A 15192-nucleotide genomic window follows, 5' to 3' on the forward strand; every position below is an offset into this window, starting at 1 on the left:
CCATCGATCTCATGACTAAGTTTGCGTCCCGAACCGGCCTGGAACCGGAGGGCGCCGGACCGCGGCGGTACCTGTGGACCGACTCCTTTGCGGTGTGCAACTTTCTCGAACTCCACCGCCTAACCGGGGAGGACAGGTTCCGTAGGCTCGCGCTTCGCCTGGTGGACCAGGTGCACCGCGTCCTGGGTCGCCACCGAGGGGACGACGGGCGGAGGGGATGGATCAGCGGCCTTCCCGAGGATGAGGGCCGTGAACACCCGACCGCCGGAGGGCTGCGTATCGGGAAGAAAGTGTCGGAGCGTGCCCCCGGGGAATCAATGGATCCACGGGAGGAATGGGACCGGGACGGGCAGTACCTGCATTATCTCACCAAGTGGATGCATGCCCTGGCTCGGGTGAGTGAGGTAGCCGCTGAGCCCCGGTATCTGAGGTGGGCTATTGAGCTGGCCGCGGTGGCCCAGGAGAGGTTTGCCTACAACCATCCCAGCGGGGGGAGGAGAATGTTCTGGAAGATGAGCATCGGCCTCGACCGCCCCCTCGTATTGTCCATGGGTCAGCACGACGCCCTCGACGCCTTCGTTACCTACCGCGAGCTCCAGCTGGCCGAGGAGCAGTTTCCCGAAGCCTCGTTTCCCGATCTGGGGCCGGCCATCGAGGACGCCACCGCGATGTGCAGGAAAGGCAGCTGGGCGACCGATGATCCGCTGGGGGTGGGGTCGCTGCTCATTGATGCCTGGAGGGTGGCGAGTATGGAGGACGGCACCACCCTCGGTTTGCTGCGGCACATCTCCGCGGAGTCTGCCGTGAGCATGGCGGCGGTCGGGGAGATGGACTGCGACATTCCTGCCACGCACCGCCTGGCCTTCCGGGAGCTGGGGCTATCCATCGGCCTGCACGCGGCGGAGCGTCTGGACGCCCGCCCGGGAGGGATGGACGAGGTGCTGGCTGATGAGTTCGACATCCTGCGGAGCCACGCACCCCTGGGAAGGCGGATCGAGGCGTTCTGGTCCGATCTCCGCAACCGCGACAATGACCTGTGGCGGGAGCATGAGGACATCGACACGGTAATGCTCGCCACCAGTCTGGTGCCGGATGGCTTTCTTCGGGTGTGGGTTCCGGCCGAGGTTCCGATCATGACCGAGGAGAGGGCCCGCTAGGCCTCGAGCTTCTCCCTGACCATGGTGCGGAACTCCGCCTCTCCCTCGACCTTGTAGATGCGCTTCGGCTTGAGCTGACCCAGGGACCGGCCCTCCCTGACCCGGCGATCGATCTCCCGCTGCACAACGCTGTACGCGCCCGACCCGGTCACCACGACCTCGACCCGGCCCAGTTCGTGGCCGATCTGCAGGGTGTGGTGGGGGTCGTCACACTCCCGGAGTAGGTGGCGGAGGGTATCCTTCGAGAACCGGTCCCGGTCCTCGACGTCCTTGTCCGGGATGACCAGGAAGCACAGCCGTCCGGGATCGCCTTTGATGTTGTACAGCTCCCACCATCGCACGTTGTTCGGCCTCTGCAGCGCCTCGTGGATGTGATGAGAGTAGATCTTGTTGCCCAGGAAGGACCCCATCTCGTCGGGGACCTCGAAGTCGAGAGTTTCCACGGACCGGCCGAGCACCTTGATGAGAGGCATTGTGGCCCATATCCCGCCATCGACGTCGATGCGGACCTTCGCGGCGGGGTCCAGTACCTCGATCATGTCTCCGGTGGGGTACCTTACCAGGGGCAGGCTCTCCCCCGGGCGGGTGATCAGCAGCTCACCCCTCATCCCTGCCTCCCAGGCGGGCCATGGAACGCCCCTCACCGAAGTACCCTCCCGCAATCCCCTGACCACCTCGGCGGGATCAGCCAGCTCCGGCACCATTGCATGGACGAAGAGATATAACCCCCGGTCCCGGTGGTCCAGCTGAGCCGCCAGGACGGGGTTCTCGGTGCTACCCAGGACATCGTGGAAGATCATGTGGGGGAAGGCTGCCCGAAGGTCCTGCACGTATGGGGTGAGCGGCTCCGCATAGGTAAGGGCCAGTCGGGTGGAGGATAGCGTTCGGCGGAGCCGATTCAGATCAATGCGGGAGAGGTACAGCGAAGTGGCGACGTCGGCCATAGCCCCGGGCAGATGGTAGTCGCGCCTCAGCTTCTCCTTTACCACTCCCTCCAGGAAGCCGGGCTCCGCGATCGAGCGGGCCAGGAAGTAGAGGACCAGCGAGGGGCAGGACAAAACATCGATGCGGTCCGCGCGGGACGCCTGGCGCAGCGCCCCCATGAGGTCCGAGTCCCGGGTCAGCAGGGTGGTCAGCTTCTCCAGCCCCACGAGGTCGCTGGTCAGCTCCAGCATCGCTCCCGAGACGTTCGGTCGGGCGCCCCCCAGGTTCCATCCCACGTCTCCTTGGCGTACTCCAACCATGCGGCATAGCACCGCGAAGTCCATGGTCAGGCGGTCGACGTCCCCTTTGGTGTAGTACATACACTTGGGGCTGCCGGTGGAGCCCGAGGTCTTGAAGACCTGGTCCGCAGGCGTCAGCAGGCAGCGCTCCGGGCCCTCGGCGGCCATCGCCGCCTCGATCATGGAATAAGGAGTCAGCGGGAGATCGGACAAGGCTTCCAGGTCGGAAACCTCCCAGGTACGGCCGGCGTATACGGCCGAACGTTGTAGCTGGGAAGTGATCGACCGGAGCATGTCCTCCTGCCGAGAGGTCCGCTCCCCCGGGGGAACAATAACGTCCCGCCTGATGCGGAGGGCGACCCGGTCCTCGGTCTGGCCGTTCATCGACGGGTGCATGAGGGCCTGGATATTAATCCTCGCCACGTGGTTGGCACGGGCGAGCAATCACTCGTCCGGCCTACTGCCCGTATATCATGTCCACCTTGCGGCCCAGGTAGTTGAGGAAGGGCGAGGTGCTGATGCTCTTCCCCGTCACCACCTTGATCAGGTCGGCGGGGTCGTACATGTTGCCCTTGGCGTGCACGTTGTCGCGGAGCCAGGTCCGCACCGGAGAGAAGTCCCCGTGCTCAACGGCGGACCTCCAATCGGGGACGTCCCGTTCCATCTTCTCCAGGAACATGCCCCCGTAGATGTTGCCCAAGGCATAGCTGGGGAAGTAGCCGAAGCTCCCGCCCGCCCAGTGGGTGTCCTGCATGACGCCCTCGGCGTCATCCTCGATCTCTACCCCCAGGTACTTGGCATACTTGTCGTTCCACGCCTGAGGCAGCTCGTCCACGGTGACCTTGCCAGCGAAGATGTCCTTCTCCAGCTCGAAGCGGATGATGATGTGCAGCCCGTAGGTAACCTCGTCCGCCTCGATCCTGATCTTCGACCGTTCGGCCACGTTGACCGCCCTGACGAAATCTTCCAAACCTACCCCGGCCAGCGCCTTCCCGGCTACCCTCTTCAGCTTGGGGAGGATGTAGGCAAGGAACTCCGGGCTCCGGCCGACCATGTTCTCCACGAACCGGCTCTGTGACTCATGGATGCCGTAGCTGGCCGCACTGCCAATGGGCTGGTAGATCCAAGCCGCGGGCATCTGACTCTCATAGAGCGCATGCCCGCACTCGTGGAGGACGCTGAACAGGCTGGACTTGAAGTTATCCTCATAGTAGTGGGTCGTGACCCGGACGTCGTTGTAGTAACCGTTAGAGAACGGGTGCTCGGTCTCGTCAAGCCGGCCCCAGGCCTCGGGGCCGGTGGTCTGGTAGCCCAGAAAGTCCATGGCCATCTGGCTAATCTTTCGCTGGGCGTCGATAGATACTCGGTTGAAGAGGAACGATTGGTCCGGTCGATCCCCTGCGTCCACCCGCTGCAGGATCTTGATGAGGCCGGTGCGCATTCCCCCGAACATCCTGCTGATACGGTCAGCGGTCATACCCGGCTCGTAGAGGTCCAGCATGGCGTCGTAGGGCGTCTTAGCCCCCTTGGCCTCCATGAGGATCTCGGCGGCCCGTCTCTTCAGTTCGATGTTTTTAGCCAGGTCGTTGCGGAACAGCGCATAGTCCTTGGCCGCCTTGGCCTTCTTCCACGCCCCCACCGCCAAGATCTGCTGCTTGGACATCTCCGCGACTAGGGCGTCAGGGAGCTTGGACTCCTCGTCGTACATCTTGCGCTGCAGGTGGACGTTCCTTTTCTGCTCGTCGCTGAGACCGGAGAATCCCTTGTCCTTCTCAATAGCGTCCAGGTGGGTGCCGATCTTGCGGTCGGTGACCATCTTGTGGGTGGTCAGCCCAATAAAAGAGAGCTGTTCGCTCCTCAGTTCCAGGCCCTTGGCCGGCATCTTGGTCTCCATGTCCCAGTAGATGATGTCCCCGGCGGTGCGGAGGACGGTCATTTCCTTGTATCTTTCGAGCAGCTGGTCGTAGTGCTTCTGGAGTGGGGAGACCATGTTGATCAGATAGGGGAAGTGTAAGGGAGTTATTAACTCTAGTTACGATTATCGAAGCAACTGGTATGGTCGGCCGTCGTTGGCTCCGTGGGACAGGGTCGGTCCGAAGATTTGGTAAAGCACATGGAAGACGACTTGTAGGCCGACGGACATTTACTGCCGTGTGAGCTCCGAGGAGGCATCCTCCGAACATACGTTCCGCGCTACGAACCTCGACATCGTCATCGCCCTGGTGGCCACCTTCCTGCTGCCGGTGGCCTGTGCCCTCCTTTTTCGATGGACCGGGGCCCTGCTGCCGCTGGCGCTATACTACGGCGTCTTTTGCGTCGGCATCGTCAAGTGGCGGAAAGGTTCGCTGCAGTACGTCCGCCCTCGGACCTGGGCCTGGCCGCTCTTCCTCATCCTTCTCGCCGTGCAGCTGGTGGCCCAGACCCTCGCCGTGTTGACCATCGTGCCGGGTACGATCCCCTGCCGGGCGTGGCGGTGTCCCTCGCGCTGTGGGTGCCGATCAACGCCCTCTCCGAGCAGCTGCTGTGGGTGTACATCTTCGAGGCGTTCCAAACCCGATGGAAGAAGGGGGTGGGGAGGGTCGCGGGAACGGTGGTGGGCGTGCTGATGACGATCATATTCGTCGGCCTCATCCACGCCCTGTTCTGGGGTGAGTTCCTTCCCGGATTTAGGAGTGTTTTCCCACTGTCCCAGATATTCCTCTCCGCCCAGTTCGTGATGACCGTGGGGTACCTACTCCTGTTTCAACGCACCAGGTCCATGGTCCCATTGTTCTTACTGCACATCATCGCCGACGCCGCCCTGGTCCTCGGGGCTGCATACTCGATCGTCCCAGACCTGTGGACGCTCTAAGCGATCACCTGGTCGCCGGTCGGCGAACCCCGCGCCGCGGTGGATGACAAGATCGGGCTCGGCGGAGCCGGCGGCCCTGTCAGGATCAGTTCCTTTCCTTCACGCCTTCCGACCGCACCTGGCCGACCATCTCTTCCATGGGATGCTTGGCCAGGAAGTCCAGCACCAGGGGAGCATATCCAGATGGCGGGAGGAAGTGCCCCGCGCTGGCGATTACGTTGAACTCGGCGTTCGATATCCCGGCGGCCAGTCTCTCGCCGAAGCCGATGGGGACCATGATGTCCTCGTCCCCATGGACGACCAGGGTGGGCATGGTGATGAGGTGGAGCCGCTCCCGGCTGTCGAACCCGTCTAGGGCCCTTTTTTGCCGGTCCAGGCCGTTGAGGACGCTGATGTCGCATCCCTCTCCGAGCTCGCACACCGAGACCTTGCCCCGGAAGAACGCCTCGGTCGAGCACCAGGTCTGCATCATCGTCTGGAAAGTATCCATGCTGGCACCCTCCCGCACAGCGTGGATCATGGCGTCGATGGCGAACCGGGCACGGTTCGGCTCGTAGGTGTAGGTGGACATCAGGATGAGATTGGCGACCTTCTCCGGGTGGCGAAAGACCAGCTCCTGGGCCACGTTCCCGCCCATGGACCAGCCCAGGATGTGCGCCCGCTCGATGCCCAGCGCGTCCAGGAGGCCGGCGACGTCGTCAGCCATCTGGGCCATTGTGAACGGTGTCCCAGGGTCCTCGGTGTGCCCGCTGCCCCGGTTATCGAAGACGATGACCCGATAGGACTTGCTGAGCAGAGGTATCGCTTTCTTCCAGTTGTACAGGTCCCCGTAGAAACCGGTTATGAGGAGGAGGGGTTCCCCCTCCCCGCTCTCGTGGTAGTGGATGACGGCGTCTCCAACCTTGATCTTAGGCATCCGACCGCACCGATTCGCGAGGTACTATTTACTGCTTTTTTCGGCTCACGCCTCAGGCCACCGCTTATGGGCGTCCTCCCTCAGCTTGTACTTCATGATCTTCCCGGAGGCCGTCAGGGGAAACTCATTGACGAAGGCCACGTACTTGGGGGTCTTGTACCACGCGATCTTGCCCCGGCAGAAGTCCTGGACATCCTCGGAGGTCATCTGAATGCCCTTCTTCAGGATGATGAACGCGCCGACCTGCTCCCCGTATTTCTGGCTTGGGACGCCGACCACCTGCACGTCCTGGATGCCGTCCATGTGGTGGATAAAGTCCTCGACCTCCTTGGGGTAGACGTTCTCCCCGCCGCGAATGATCATGTCCTTGAGCCGCCCGGTGATAGACAGATAGCCCAGGGCGTCGACCTTCCCGATGTCGCCGGAGTGCAGCCAGCCATCCTTATCAATGGCCTTGGCGGTCTCCTCAGGCATGTTGTAGTAACCCTTCATCACATTGTAGCCGCGGCAGCACACCTCGCCGTGCTCCTCGACCGCGCACTCGAGGCCGGTATCGGGGTTGAACAGCCTCATCTCCACCCCCGGCAGAACGCGGCCCACGGTGGCGCATTTCTTCTCGATGGACGGCTCGTCGAAGCGGGTCTGGGTCATCCCCGGCGACGACTCGGTAAGGCCGAACACGATGGTGATCTCGCGCATGTTCATGTGCTCCACGACCTCATGCATGCTCTTCACCGGGCAGGGCGATCCGGCCATAATTCCGGTACGCAGGGTGGAGAAATCGAACTTGCTGAACAGAGGGTGCTCGAGGACGGCGATGAACATCGTCGGCACGCCGTACAGCGCGGTGCACCTCTCCTTCTCCACGGCCATCATCACATTCACCGGATCATATTTCTCCAGGATGACCAGGCATGCCCCGGAGTTTAGCGAAGCCATCACCCCCAGCACGCAGCCGAAGCAGTGGAACAGGGGCACCGGCAGACAAATGCGGTCCTCGCAGGTGTAGTTCATGTTGGCCGCGATCCAATATCCGTTGTTGCCGATATTGTGGTGGGTGAGCATGACCCCTTTGGGGAAGCCGGTGGTGCCCGATGTGTACTGCATGTTGACGACATCGTAGCAGGATAGGGCGGCCTGCCTCTCCTTGTACTCGCCATCGGAGGTCTCCACGCTCATGGCCATGACCTCATTCATCGAGTACATGCCCCGGTGCTTCTCCGGCCCCAGGAACAACACCCGCTTCAGGTGCGGAAACCTCTCCGAGTGCAGCTTGTCCCGCGGCTGGGTCTTCAGCTCGGGGACGAGCTCGTAGATGGTGGCGACGTAGTCGGTATCTCGGTAGCCGTCGATGACGAAGATGTTCTCCGTCTCCGACTGCGTGAGCACGTACTCGATCTCCGAGATTTTGTAGTTGATATTGATGGTGAGCAGGATGGCGCCGATGCGCGCGGTGGCATACTGTAAGGTCACCCAGTGCGGGACGTTGGTCGCCCACACCGCCACCTTTTCCCCTTTCTTGACGCCCAGCGCCATCAGGCCTTTGGCCACCCGGTCGATGGTATCGGAGAACTCCCGCCAGGTCTCGCGGTAGTCGCGGTCCGCATACACTATGGCCTCGTTGTCCGGGCACTTCGCCACGGTCTCGTCCAGCAGCTGGCCCAGGGTGACCTCTCTGGTTATCTCGGCCCTTACCATGTCAAGGCCTCAGAAGGGAGTATAGATGACCGCGTAGATGGCGGCCTTGGCGTTCCCAGCCGCCCGGACATCGTGCGGCACCACCGAGTTGTAGTACATGGAGTCTCCGGCCTTCAGCCGGTACATCTCCTTCCCGTAGGTGAGCTCGATCTCCCCGCTCACCACGATGATGAACTCCTCCCCCTCGTGAGAGGACAGTGAGCTTTCGCTGGTCGGTTCGATCTCGATGTACATGGGCTCCATGTGGCGGTCTGTCTTTCCCTTGCCCAGCGGGTAGTAGTGGTAGTTGCCTGGACCCGCCCCGTGGTGGGGAGTGGTGGCTTCCTTCCTCCCCGCGGCGCGGACGATGAGGGGATCGGGAATGAACTGGTCGTCCATGAACGTTCCCAGTCGCTGGCCCAGGGCCCGGGACAGCTTGACCAGTACGCCGATGGCCGGGTACACGGTCCCGTTCTCGATGTTGTTTACCAGGGCGGCGTCGATCCCTGCGTTCTTGGCCAGGTCCTCAACGGAGAGTCCAAGGCGCTCGCGGTAGGTCTTGAGGCGGTTTCCTAGTTTTTCAGAAGCTGACATGCTATCCTCCGGGTGCTGGTCGTTCCAGGACGACACGGTCGCTCGGGACCATGGCCGCTGGTCTCCGGGCAAATCTCCAAATCGGCTAATATACCTTGTCACCGCTCGTCTAAAGGGTCGCCACTCGTCCCTGCCAGGTGCGTCCGCGTGCCTAGGCTAGGTGCTCCCTGGCCCAGGCCCTGGCAGCCGCATACACCTTGCGGTTGCGCTCCACCAGCGCGGGCTTTTCGGCAAAGCTGTCGTCCAGTGCCGCGAGGACGGAGGCCTCCGGCACTCCCAGGAGGTCGAGCTCCGCTAGCGCCCCCAGGAACGCGGTGTTCGCCGCCTTCGGCGTGCCCGCCTCCTCGGCGATCTGCATGGCCGGGAAGGGCCTGACCGTGACCCCGGGAGGTGATGCTGGCCGGAGGGGGATCGACTCCTCGAACAGCACCGAGCCACCCTTGGCCACCGTGGGCAGGAACTTCTCCAGGGACGGCTGGTTCATCGCCACCAGGACGTCGGGGGCGTCCACCGCCGGCGACCCGATCTCTTTGCCCCCCATCACCACCGAGGCGGAGGCTGCGCCGCCCCTCTGCTCCGGCCCGTAGCTGGGGAACCAAGAGACATATCGTCCAGCCTTCCCCGCCGCCTCGGCGACCACGAGGCCGAGGCTGAGCACGCCCTGCCCGCCGAACCCAGAGAACTTGAAGTGGCGCTCCTTGAAGGCGGGATCGGGTCTGGGATCCATGCCCCCCTCGGAGCCGTGAACCAGGGTGAGGAGGTCCTTGACCTCTATCTCCGACGCTTTCAACGATTCTTCCGCGCTGCGGTCGCGGAAGCAGCCCAGGGGAAAGGTCTTTTCCATCTCCTGGGTCACGAAGTCCGCTGCCTTGAGGGCATCCATCCTCCAATTGGTGGGGCAGGGAGACAGGACCTCGACGAACGCGTACCCCTTGCCGTCCCGCTGAATTTCCAGGGCCTTGCGGACCGCCCTCTTGGCCTGCATGATACGCTTGGTGTCCGCCACCGACACTCTCTCGATGTACACCGGAGCCTCGAGCTGGGCAAAGATCTCGCACACCCGCAGAGGATACCCGCTCTTCACCACGTCCCGGCCGAACGGCGAGGTGGTGGTCTTCTGTCCGGGCAGAGTGGTGGGGGCCATCTGCCCGCCGGTCATGGCGTACAGTGAGTTGTTGATGAAGAAGCAGGCGAAATGATCTCCGCGGTTCGCTGCCTGGAAGGCGTTGTTGAACCCGATGGCACCGAGGTCGCCGTCACCCTGGTAGGCGATGACGACCTTGTCCGGAAGCACCCGCGAAAGTCCGGTGGCGACCGCCGAGGCCCGCCCGTGCGGCGCGGCCACGTTGCCGCAGTCGAAGTAATAGTAGCAGAACGCCGCGCACCCCACCGGGGACACGAACACCGTGCGGTCCTGCAGCCCGAGGTCGGCCATGGCCTCCCCGATGAGCTTGTGGACGATGCCGTGTCCGCAGCCGGCGCAGAACGTCGTGGTCCGGCTGCCGTCCTTGCGGTCGAAGGTCTCGTAGAATCCCGTTGCTCGCTTGATCATCGTTTCGCCTCCATCATGCTGCGGGCAGCGATGAGCACGTCCTCCACCTTGACCATGTTCCCACCCATGCGGTTGACCAGGCGGATGTCCGACCTACTGCACCGGTCAAGGTGCAGGAGCACGTCATCGCGATACTGCCCGTTGCTCATCTCCACCACCAGCACCTTGCGGTCCTGGACCGCCTTATTCATCTGCCGGGTGGGGAAGGGCGAGAGGGTGATCGGACGGAAGAGGCCTGCCTTCACGCCATCGGCACGGAGCCGGTCCACGGCGGTGCGAGCGATGCGGGCCGAGGAGCCGTAGCCGGTCAGGATGATGTCCGCATCCTCGGTGCGGTAGCTCTCTGAGGCGGCCTCGGCCTTCATGCGCTCGTACTTCTCCTGGAGGATCTGGTTGTGAACCTCGTGGCGGTCCGGCTCAAGGTAGATGGAGGTAATGAGGTTGTTCCTCGTTTCCGGGTCCCCCCGCACCGCCCAGGCGGAAGCGTCCGGGGACTCGACGATCGCGTTCGGCAGCTGGAGAGACTCCATCATCTGGCCGAGCACGGCGTCAGCGAGCACGATCACCGGGCTGCGGTACTTGAACGCCAGGCCAAAGGCCTTGGTTGTAAGGTCGCACATCTCCTGTACCGATCCGGGGGCGAGGACAAGGCACTTATAGTTACCATGCCCGCCCCCCTTGACCGCTTGGTTGTAATCGCCCTGCTCCGGGCCGATATTGCCCAGTCCTGGCCCCGTGCGCATGACATTAATGATGACCGCCGGGAGCTGGGCCCCCGCCAGGTAGGAGATGCCCTCCTGCATCAGGCTGATCCCCGGCCCGGAGGACGCGGTCATCGCCAGCTTCCCGGCGCTGGCCGCCCCGTAGATCATGTTGATGGACCCCGTCTCGCACTCCGCCTGCAGAAACTCCTTGCCCATCTGGGGAAAGAGCTCCGCCGCCCCGTGGGCGATCTCGCTCGCCGGGGTTATAGGGTATCCGAAGTAGACGTCGCAGCCGGCATACAGTGCCCCGATGACCACCGCCTCGTTGCCCTTTACGAACTTTCTCATCGCCGCTCCCCCTTGTCCGCGGTGTGGACCTCGATCGCGTAGATCTCCGGACAGTTGTAGAAGCAGATCGCACAGCCGGTGCAACCCTCGCCCGCGTACTCGACGGGCACGAAGCCTCTGCGGTTCACGTGCTGAGCCTTTCGGAGGACCTTCTTGGGGCAGGCGGCGATGCAGCGTCCACACCCCTTACATTCGTCCTCGATGATGACCGGTCTGGGGACCTCGACGTCGGCGGCCATGTTCTCCGCCCGGAAAAAGGTCCAGCGTACTTAAATCCTCGGACAGGTGCCGCCAGACGGCGAAAGGAATAGTAACCCGGGGAACGATTAAGATATGATATCATGACCAAGACCGCTCGCGGGAAGGGGATGCCCCCCGTCGCTCTGCCCATCTGCCTGTTGGGAGCTAACGTCGGTGGACGACCGAACTACTGTACTATCGCTTGGTTCACCATGATGGACGATGAGCCGCCGACCATCGGGCTGGTGACTGGCAAGGACCGGAAAACGAAGGACGGCATAATCGAGAACCGTACCTTCAGCGTCAGCCTGCCCAGCGCAGACATGGCCGTTCCGGTGGACTACGTCGGCATCACCTCCGGCAGGGAGCAGGACAAATCGAGAGTGTTCCGCTCGTTCTACGGGAAGCTGAAGACCGCTCCGATGGTGGAGGAATGCCCCTTGACGATGGAGTGCGAGCTGAAGCGGATAGTCGACCTGGAGGGAACGGACCTGATCATCGGCGAGATCGTCGAGGTCTACGCCGACGATGGAGTGTACCACGGCCAGGAACCGGACCCCATAGTCCTGGATCCCCTGATGTACCTGTCATCGGCCGCCGCCTATCACCGGCTGGGGGCAAGGGTGGCGGACGCGTTCAAGGTCGGGAAAACGTACTTGAAGGAAAAGTCATAGGGTGCGCTCCCCGGAATAATGTAATAGAGGGGCCGGGGGCTCACCGGCAAAGACAATGCTTACAGGCTGGTCTTGACCAGGTAGTAGGACACGGCATTGTTGTTCTTGTGCTTCTTGGCCACTCCCATCTTCTCCAATTCCGCCAACGCGTTCATGCACTGGGCCTTGGGCAGCTTGGACATGGAGGTCACCTTCTCGGCGCTGACGGCCTTGTCCTCGGAGACGATGCCCCCGTTCTTCATGGAATTGAATAGTTTCTCAACTTGAGGCGTTACCATAAAACCGGGGAATGAAAGGGCCACTAAATACATTTCGGTCTGCCGATAAAATTTTAAAAATCTGATAATGCATGAACGGAATGAGCGTCCAGCGTCAGTGCGGGGAAGATGCGTCCTGGAGTTCGCCCGGAGCACCTGTTAAATAGCCCGTAACGCCAAATCGAAGTGAGGAGTACGCGTGTCGATGACGAGCAAGGCGAGAACCGACAAGATCGTAAGGTCGGAGGACGAATGGCGGAGACTGCTGACGCCAGTGCAGTTCGGGATCCTGCGCAAGGAGGGTACCGAGCCCGCTTTCCAGAACGAGTACTGGGATAATCATGAGGAGGGGACTTACAAGTGCGCGGGCTGCGGCCTGCCGTTGTTCTCTTCTCGGGACAAGTTCGAGTCGGGCACCGGCTGGCCCAGCTTCACCCGCCCCCTTGCCGATGACGTTGTGGAGTTCGAGCCGGATAACAAGTTTGGCATGAGGCGTACCGCGGTGAAGTGCGCGCGGTGCGATGGCCATCTCGGCCACGTGTTCGACGACGGTCCACCTCCTGCCCGCACTCGCTACTGCATGAACTCGGGATCGCTAGAGTTCGAGCCAGAGCGGTGACCGGGGGGAGGGAAGAGCGCGCCGGCGACCTCCCGCAGGTCAGTGAAGGTGCGGTGCTGACGTCCCTTGCGCCCGAGCATGGTATCGAGACGCGATCCACGCACGGCGAAGGCGAGGTCGGCGGATAGCGCGGCCCACAGATCGGAGGTGCCGTCGCCGATGTACACCACCCGGCGGCCCAGGGCCCGCTCCGTCAGCACTTTGTCCTCCTTGAAGTTACTCGCCCCCGGGTTCCTCAGGGGAGGGAAGCGGAAGCGAACGCCGTGTCCCTCATCGGTCACCTCCGGAGCGACGATCTCGACCGAACTCCAGCCGACGGCCGCCATGAAGTGCCGGATGTAGAAGTCCATTCCTGCGCTGGTGATAGTGAAGGTGGCATCATGGGCGATGCACCCCTCGATTAGGTCATCGAGCCCGGGGCGGGGGACGACCACCTGGTCGAGCTCCGTCAGCATGGCGTCGCGGGAGATGGAGATCATCTCAAACTGCATCCCCATGCTCTGCTCGATGGTGACCTTTCCCTGCTCCAGAAGGCGCTCGACAGCCCTCCAGTCTCCTGCGGCGTGGTGGTCCAGGATATACTCGGCGGTGTCGATGAGGGTGATGGTGCCATCGAAGTCGCAGAGCACGCTCATCCCGCCAGGGCGATCATCCCCCGGCCCTCCATCCGAACCCATCGGCCCCCTATCCAGGTCACCGCTAATAAAGATTGGACATCTGCGGTTGGTCGAAGGCCGAGGGCTGGGACGAACGACCCTTAATTACTACCTCTACCAGTAATTTCTTCGAGGGATCCGCTTGTTGATCAAGAAGGTCAAGGCCGAGGGATTGGCTCACCTCTCGTACCTGGTGGGCTCGGACGGTAGGGCCGCGGTGATCGACCCCCGCCGCGATTGCCATGTGTACCTGGATATCGCCGACGGGGAGAAGCTGAGGATCACGCACATCCTAGAAACGCACCGCAACGAGGACTACGTGACCGGCTCGCGGGAGCTGGCCTCGATGACCGGAGCGGCCATACTTCACGGCGATAACGCATTCGGCTACGGTCAGCCGGTCCGGGAGGGCGACACGATCGACCTCGGTCAGGCGGTTCTCAAGGCCCTTGCCACTCCCGGGCATACTCTCGACAGCATGTCCTATGTTCTCTACGACCGCTCGGCCGGACCCCAGCCGGTAGGGGTGTTCACGGGGGACGCCCTGTTCGTGGGTGAGGTCGGGCGGACCGATCTCTTCGGCGAGGAGCGCATCGGGCAGATGGCGCCCCTGCTGTTCGATTCTCTGCACGACAAGCTCCTCTCCCTGGGGGAGGGGACCATAATCTATCCGGCCCACGGAGCGGGCTCTGCCTGCGGAGGTAGCATATCTGATCGCGAGGAAAGCACCATCGGCCTGGAGATGGCTCAAAACAAAGCTCTCACGATCGGGAGCAGGGAAGCGTTCGTGGCCATGAAGAAGGCGGAGGTGATGGAGAAGCCGTACTACTTCGCCCGGATGGAGGAGATCAACCTGGCCGGGCAGCCGGTGCTGGGCTCCCTGCCCCGTCCACCCCAGCTGTCTCCCGGGGAGTTCGAGCGGCTCATTGGCGCCGGAGCGGCGGTCCTGGACGTTCGGGCCCCCACCTCCTTTGCCGGCGGCCACATTGAAGGTTCTGTCAGCATCCCCCGGGAGGTCCTGCCCAGTTACGCAGGATGGGTCCTCGAGTACGGCAGGCCGATCGTGCTGGTCACCGACGGTCCGGAGGAGGTGTCCGAGGTCGTGCGCATGCTGATACGCATCGGCTATGACGATATCATCGGTCACCTGGGGGAGGGGATGGAGGGGTGGGCCAAGAGAGGGCTGCCGATAGCAAGCTTCCCCCTTGTCACCCCGACAGAGCTCCATGGCATGCTTGGCCGGGAAGAGAACATCCTAGTCCTCGACGTGCGCACGGAGAAGGAGTGGAGGGCGGAGCGGGTGGAACGTTCGATGCACATCTTCGCCGGTTACCTCAGGGACCGTATCGACGAGGTCCCTCGGGGTACGAGGGTGGCGGTGATGTGCTCGTCCGGTCTGAGGGGAAGCCTGGGAGCGGGCATTTTGCAGGATGCCGGCTATGAGGTGCTCAATATTCTGGGAGGGACAGGAGGGTGGAAGAAGGCGGGCTTGCCATTGGAGAAATGAGAAAGTGTGCTCCGAGCTAGCATGTTTCACTTAAGTTTATTTATGAAGTGTAAGGGGCATGCTTAAAATCGAAAAAAAATGGCAATATTTGGTCATTATAATCATCATTCTCGTAACAATGTTCTATTTAACAGCCTTTAGAAACAAAATATGTAACATTGTTGCGGTTTCTAAACAACAAGGATTAAATATTGTAAAACCAGTTAAGAAAATAGGG

At 62.3% G+C, this 15192-nt stretch carries 15 protein-coding genes; 5 read left to right on the plus strand and 10 right to left on the minus strand.

Annotated features, from left to right (window positions below; all coding sequences use genetic code 11):
• The first annotated feature begins 11 nt into the window (after positions 1-11).
• Entirely contained in the window at positions 12-1157 is a 1146-nt protein-coding gene (locus SA339_02775) for a hypothetical protein (GenBank protein MDW5562124.1), read from the plus strand.
• Here SA339_02775 and SA339_02780 read toward each other — a convergent pair.
• Positions 1154-2764: a hypothetical protein gene (locus SA339_02780; GenBank protein ID MDW5562125.1), complete on the minus strand. Its 1611-nt coding sequence runs from the start codon at positions 2762-2764 to the stop codon at positions 1154-1156. The genes SA339_02775 and SA339_02780 overlap by 4 nt on opposite strands.
• A gap of 73 nt (positions 2765-2837) precedes the next feature.
• Positions 2838-4370 (minus strand): carboxypeptidase M32, encoded by a 1533-nt coding sequence (locus tag SA339_02785; protein MDW5562126.1) that lies wholly within the window; start codon positions 4368-4370, stop codon positions 2838-2840.
• A gap of 339 nt (positions 4371-4709) precedes the next feature.
• Between SA339_02785 and SA339_02790 the strand changes: the two genes are divergently transcribed.
• Positions 4710-5231 (plus strand): hypothetical protein, encoded by a 522-nt coding sequence (locus SA339_02790; GenBank protein ID MDW5562127.1) that lies wholly within the window; start codon positions 4710-4712, stop codon positions 5229-5231.
• A gap of 85 nt (positions 5232-5316) precedes the next feature.
• On the opposite strand, the gene SA339_02795 is transcribed toward SA339_02790, so the two are convergent.
• From SA339_02795 to SA339_02820, 6 genes are all read right to left on the minus strand, one after another.
• Positions 5317-6147, minus strand: a complete 831-nt coding sequence (locus tag SA339_02795; GenBank protein MDW5562128.1) for an alpha/beta fold hydrolase — start codon at positions 6145-6147, stop codon at positions 5317-5319.
• 45 nt (positions 6148-6192) lie between these two features.
• Complete coding sequence (locus SA339_02800) at positions 6193-7845, minus strand: AMP-binding protein (protein ID MDW5562129.1); 1653 nt, start codon at positions 7843-7845, stop codon at positions 6193-6195.
• Between the two features lie 9 nt (positions 7846-7854).
• Complete coding sequence (locus tag SA339_02805) at positions 7855-8418, minus strand: cupin domain-containing protein (protein MDW5562130.1); 564 nt, start codon at positions 8416-8418, stop codon at positions 7855-7857.
• Between the two features lie 151 nt (positions 8419-8569).
• Positions 8570-9970, minus strand: coding sequence for a 2-oxoacid:acceptor oxidoreductase family protein (locus tag SA339_02810; GenBank protein MDW5562131.1), 1401 nt, complete (start codon positions 9968-9970; stop codon positions 8570-8572).
• On the minus strand, positions 9967-11022 hold the full coding sequence (vorB, locus tag SA339_02815) for a 3-methyl-2-oxobutanoate dehydrogenase subunit VorB (GenBank protein ID MDW5562132.1): 1056 nt from the start codon (positions 11020-11022) through the stop codon (positions 9967-9969). The genes SA339_02810 and vorB overlap by 4 nt, the downstream gene beginning before the upstream one ends.
• A complete protein-coding gene (locus tag SA339_02820) occupies positions 11019-11261 on the minus strand; it encodes a 4Fe-4S dicluster domain-containing protein (GenBank protein MDW5562133.1) in 243 nt (80 codons plus the stop codon). Before SA339_02820 ends, vorB begins: the two co-directional genes overlap by 4 nt.
• Positions 11262-11363: 102 nt before the next feature.
• Between SA339_02820 and SA339_02825 the strand changes: the two genes are divergently transcribed.
• Complete coding sequence (locus tag SA339_02825; GenBank protein ID MDW5562134.1) at positions 11364-11936, plus strand: flavin reductase family protein; 573 nt, start codon at positions 11364-11366, stop codon at positions 11934-11936.
• A 59-nt stretch (positions 11937-11995) separates the two neighbouring features.
• Here the strand turns inward: SA339_02825 and SA339_02830 are convergent, their stop codons facing one another.
• Complete coding sequence (locus SA339_02830; protein MDW5562135.1) at positions 11996-12178, minus strand: hypothetical protein; 183 nt, start codon at positions 12176-12178, stop codon at positions 11996-11998.
• A gap of 220 nt (positions 12179-12398) precedes the next feature.
• Between SA339_02830 and msrB the strand changes: the two genes are divergently transcribed.
• Positions 12399-12812, plus strand: a complete 414-nt coding sequence (msrB, locus tag SA339_02835; GenBank protein MDW5562136.1) for a peptide-methionine (R)-S-oxide reductase MsrB — start codon at positions 12399-12401, stop codon at positions 12810-12812.
• Here the strand turns inward: msrB and SA339_02840 are convergent.
• Positions 12767-13489 (minus strand): HAD-IB family phosphatase, encoded by a 723-nt coding sequence (locus SA339_02840; GenBank protein MDW5562137.1) that lies wholly within the window; start codon positions 13487-13489, stop codon positions 12767-12769. The two genes, msrB and SA339_02840, sit on opposite strands and share 46 nt — an antisense overlap.
• Positions 13490-13610: 121 nt before the next feature.
• Here SA339_02840 and SA339_02845 point away from each other — a divergent pair, with 121 nt between their 5' ends.
• The gene (locus SA339_02845; GenBank protein MDW5562138.1) at positions 13611-14975 is read left to right on the plus strand and encodes a rhodanese-like domain-containing protein; all 1365 of its coding nucleotides are present in this window, start codon (positions 13611-13613) and stop codon (positions 14973-14975) included.
• Positions 14976-15192 lie beyond the last annotated feature (217 nt).

Origin of the sequence: Methanomassiliicoccus sp., from assembly GCA_033485155.1 — an archaeon.
Lineage (GTDB): Archaea > Thermoplasmatota > Thermoplasmata > Methanomassiliicoccales > Methanomassiliicoccaceae > UBA6.

Coding starts and splice junctions, on each gene's coding strand:
- SA339_02775 (MDW5562124.1), top strand. CDS start 12: ATGACTAAGTTTGCGTCCCGAACCGGCCTGGAACCGGAGGGCGCCGGA.
- SA339_02780 (MDW5562125.1), bottom strand. CDS start 2,764: ATGAACGGCCAGACCGAGGACCGGGTCGCCCTCCGCATCAGGCGGGAC.
- SA339_02785 (MDW5562126.1), bottom strand. CDS start 4,370: ATGGTCTCCCCACTCCAGAAGCACTACGACCAGCTGCTCGAAAGATAC.
- SA339_02795 (MDW5562128.1), bottom strand. CDS start 6,147: ATGCCTAAGATCAAGGTTGGAGACGCCGTCATCCACTACCACGAGAGC.
- SA339_02800 (MDW5562129.1), bottom strand. CDS start 7,845: ATGGTAAGGGCCGAGATAACCAGAGAGGTCACCCTGGGCCAGCTGCTG.
- SA339_02805 (MDW5562130.1), bottom strand. CDS start 8,418: ATGTCAGCTTCTGAAAAACTAGGAAACCGCCTCAAGACCTACCGCGAG.
- SA339_02810 (MDW5562131.1), bottom strand. CDS start 9,970: ATGATCAAGCGAGCAACGGGATTCTACGAGACCTTCGACCGCAAGGAC.
- vorB (MDW5562132.1), bottom strand. CDS start 11,022: ATGAGAAAGTTCGTAAAGGGCAACGAGGCGGTGGTCATCGGGGCACTG.
- SA339_02820 (MDW5562133.1), bottom strand. CDS start 11,261: ATGGCCGCCGACGTCGAGGTCCCCAGACCGGTCATCATCGAGGACGAA.
- SA339_02825 (MDW5562134.1), top strand. CDS start 11,364: ATGACCAAGACCGCTCGCGGGAAGGGGATGCCCCCCGTCGCTCTGCCC.
- SA339_02830 (MDW5562135.1), bottom strand. CDS start 12,178: ATGAAGAACGGGGGCATCGTCTCCGAGGACAAGGCCGTCAGCGCCGAG.
- msrB (MDW5562136.1), top strand. CDS start 12,399: ATGACGAGCAAGGCGAGAACCGACAAGATCGTAAGGTCGGAGGACGAA.
- SA339_02840 (MDW5562137.1), bottom strand. CDS start 13,489: ATGGGTTCGGATGGAGGGCCGGGGGATGATCGCCCTGGCGGGATGAGC.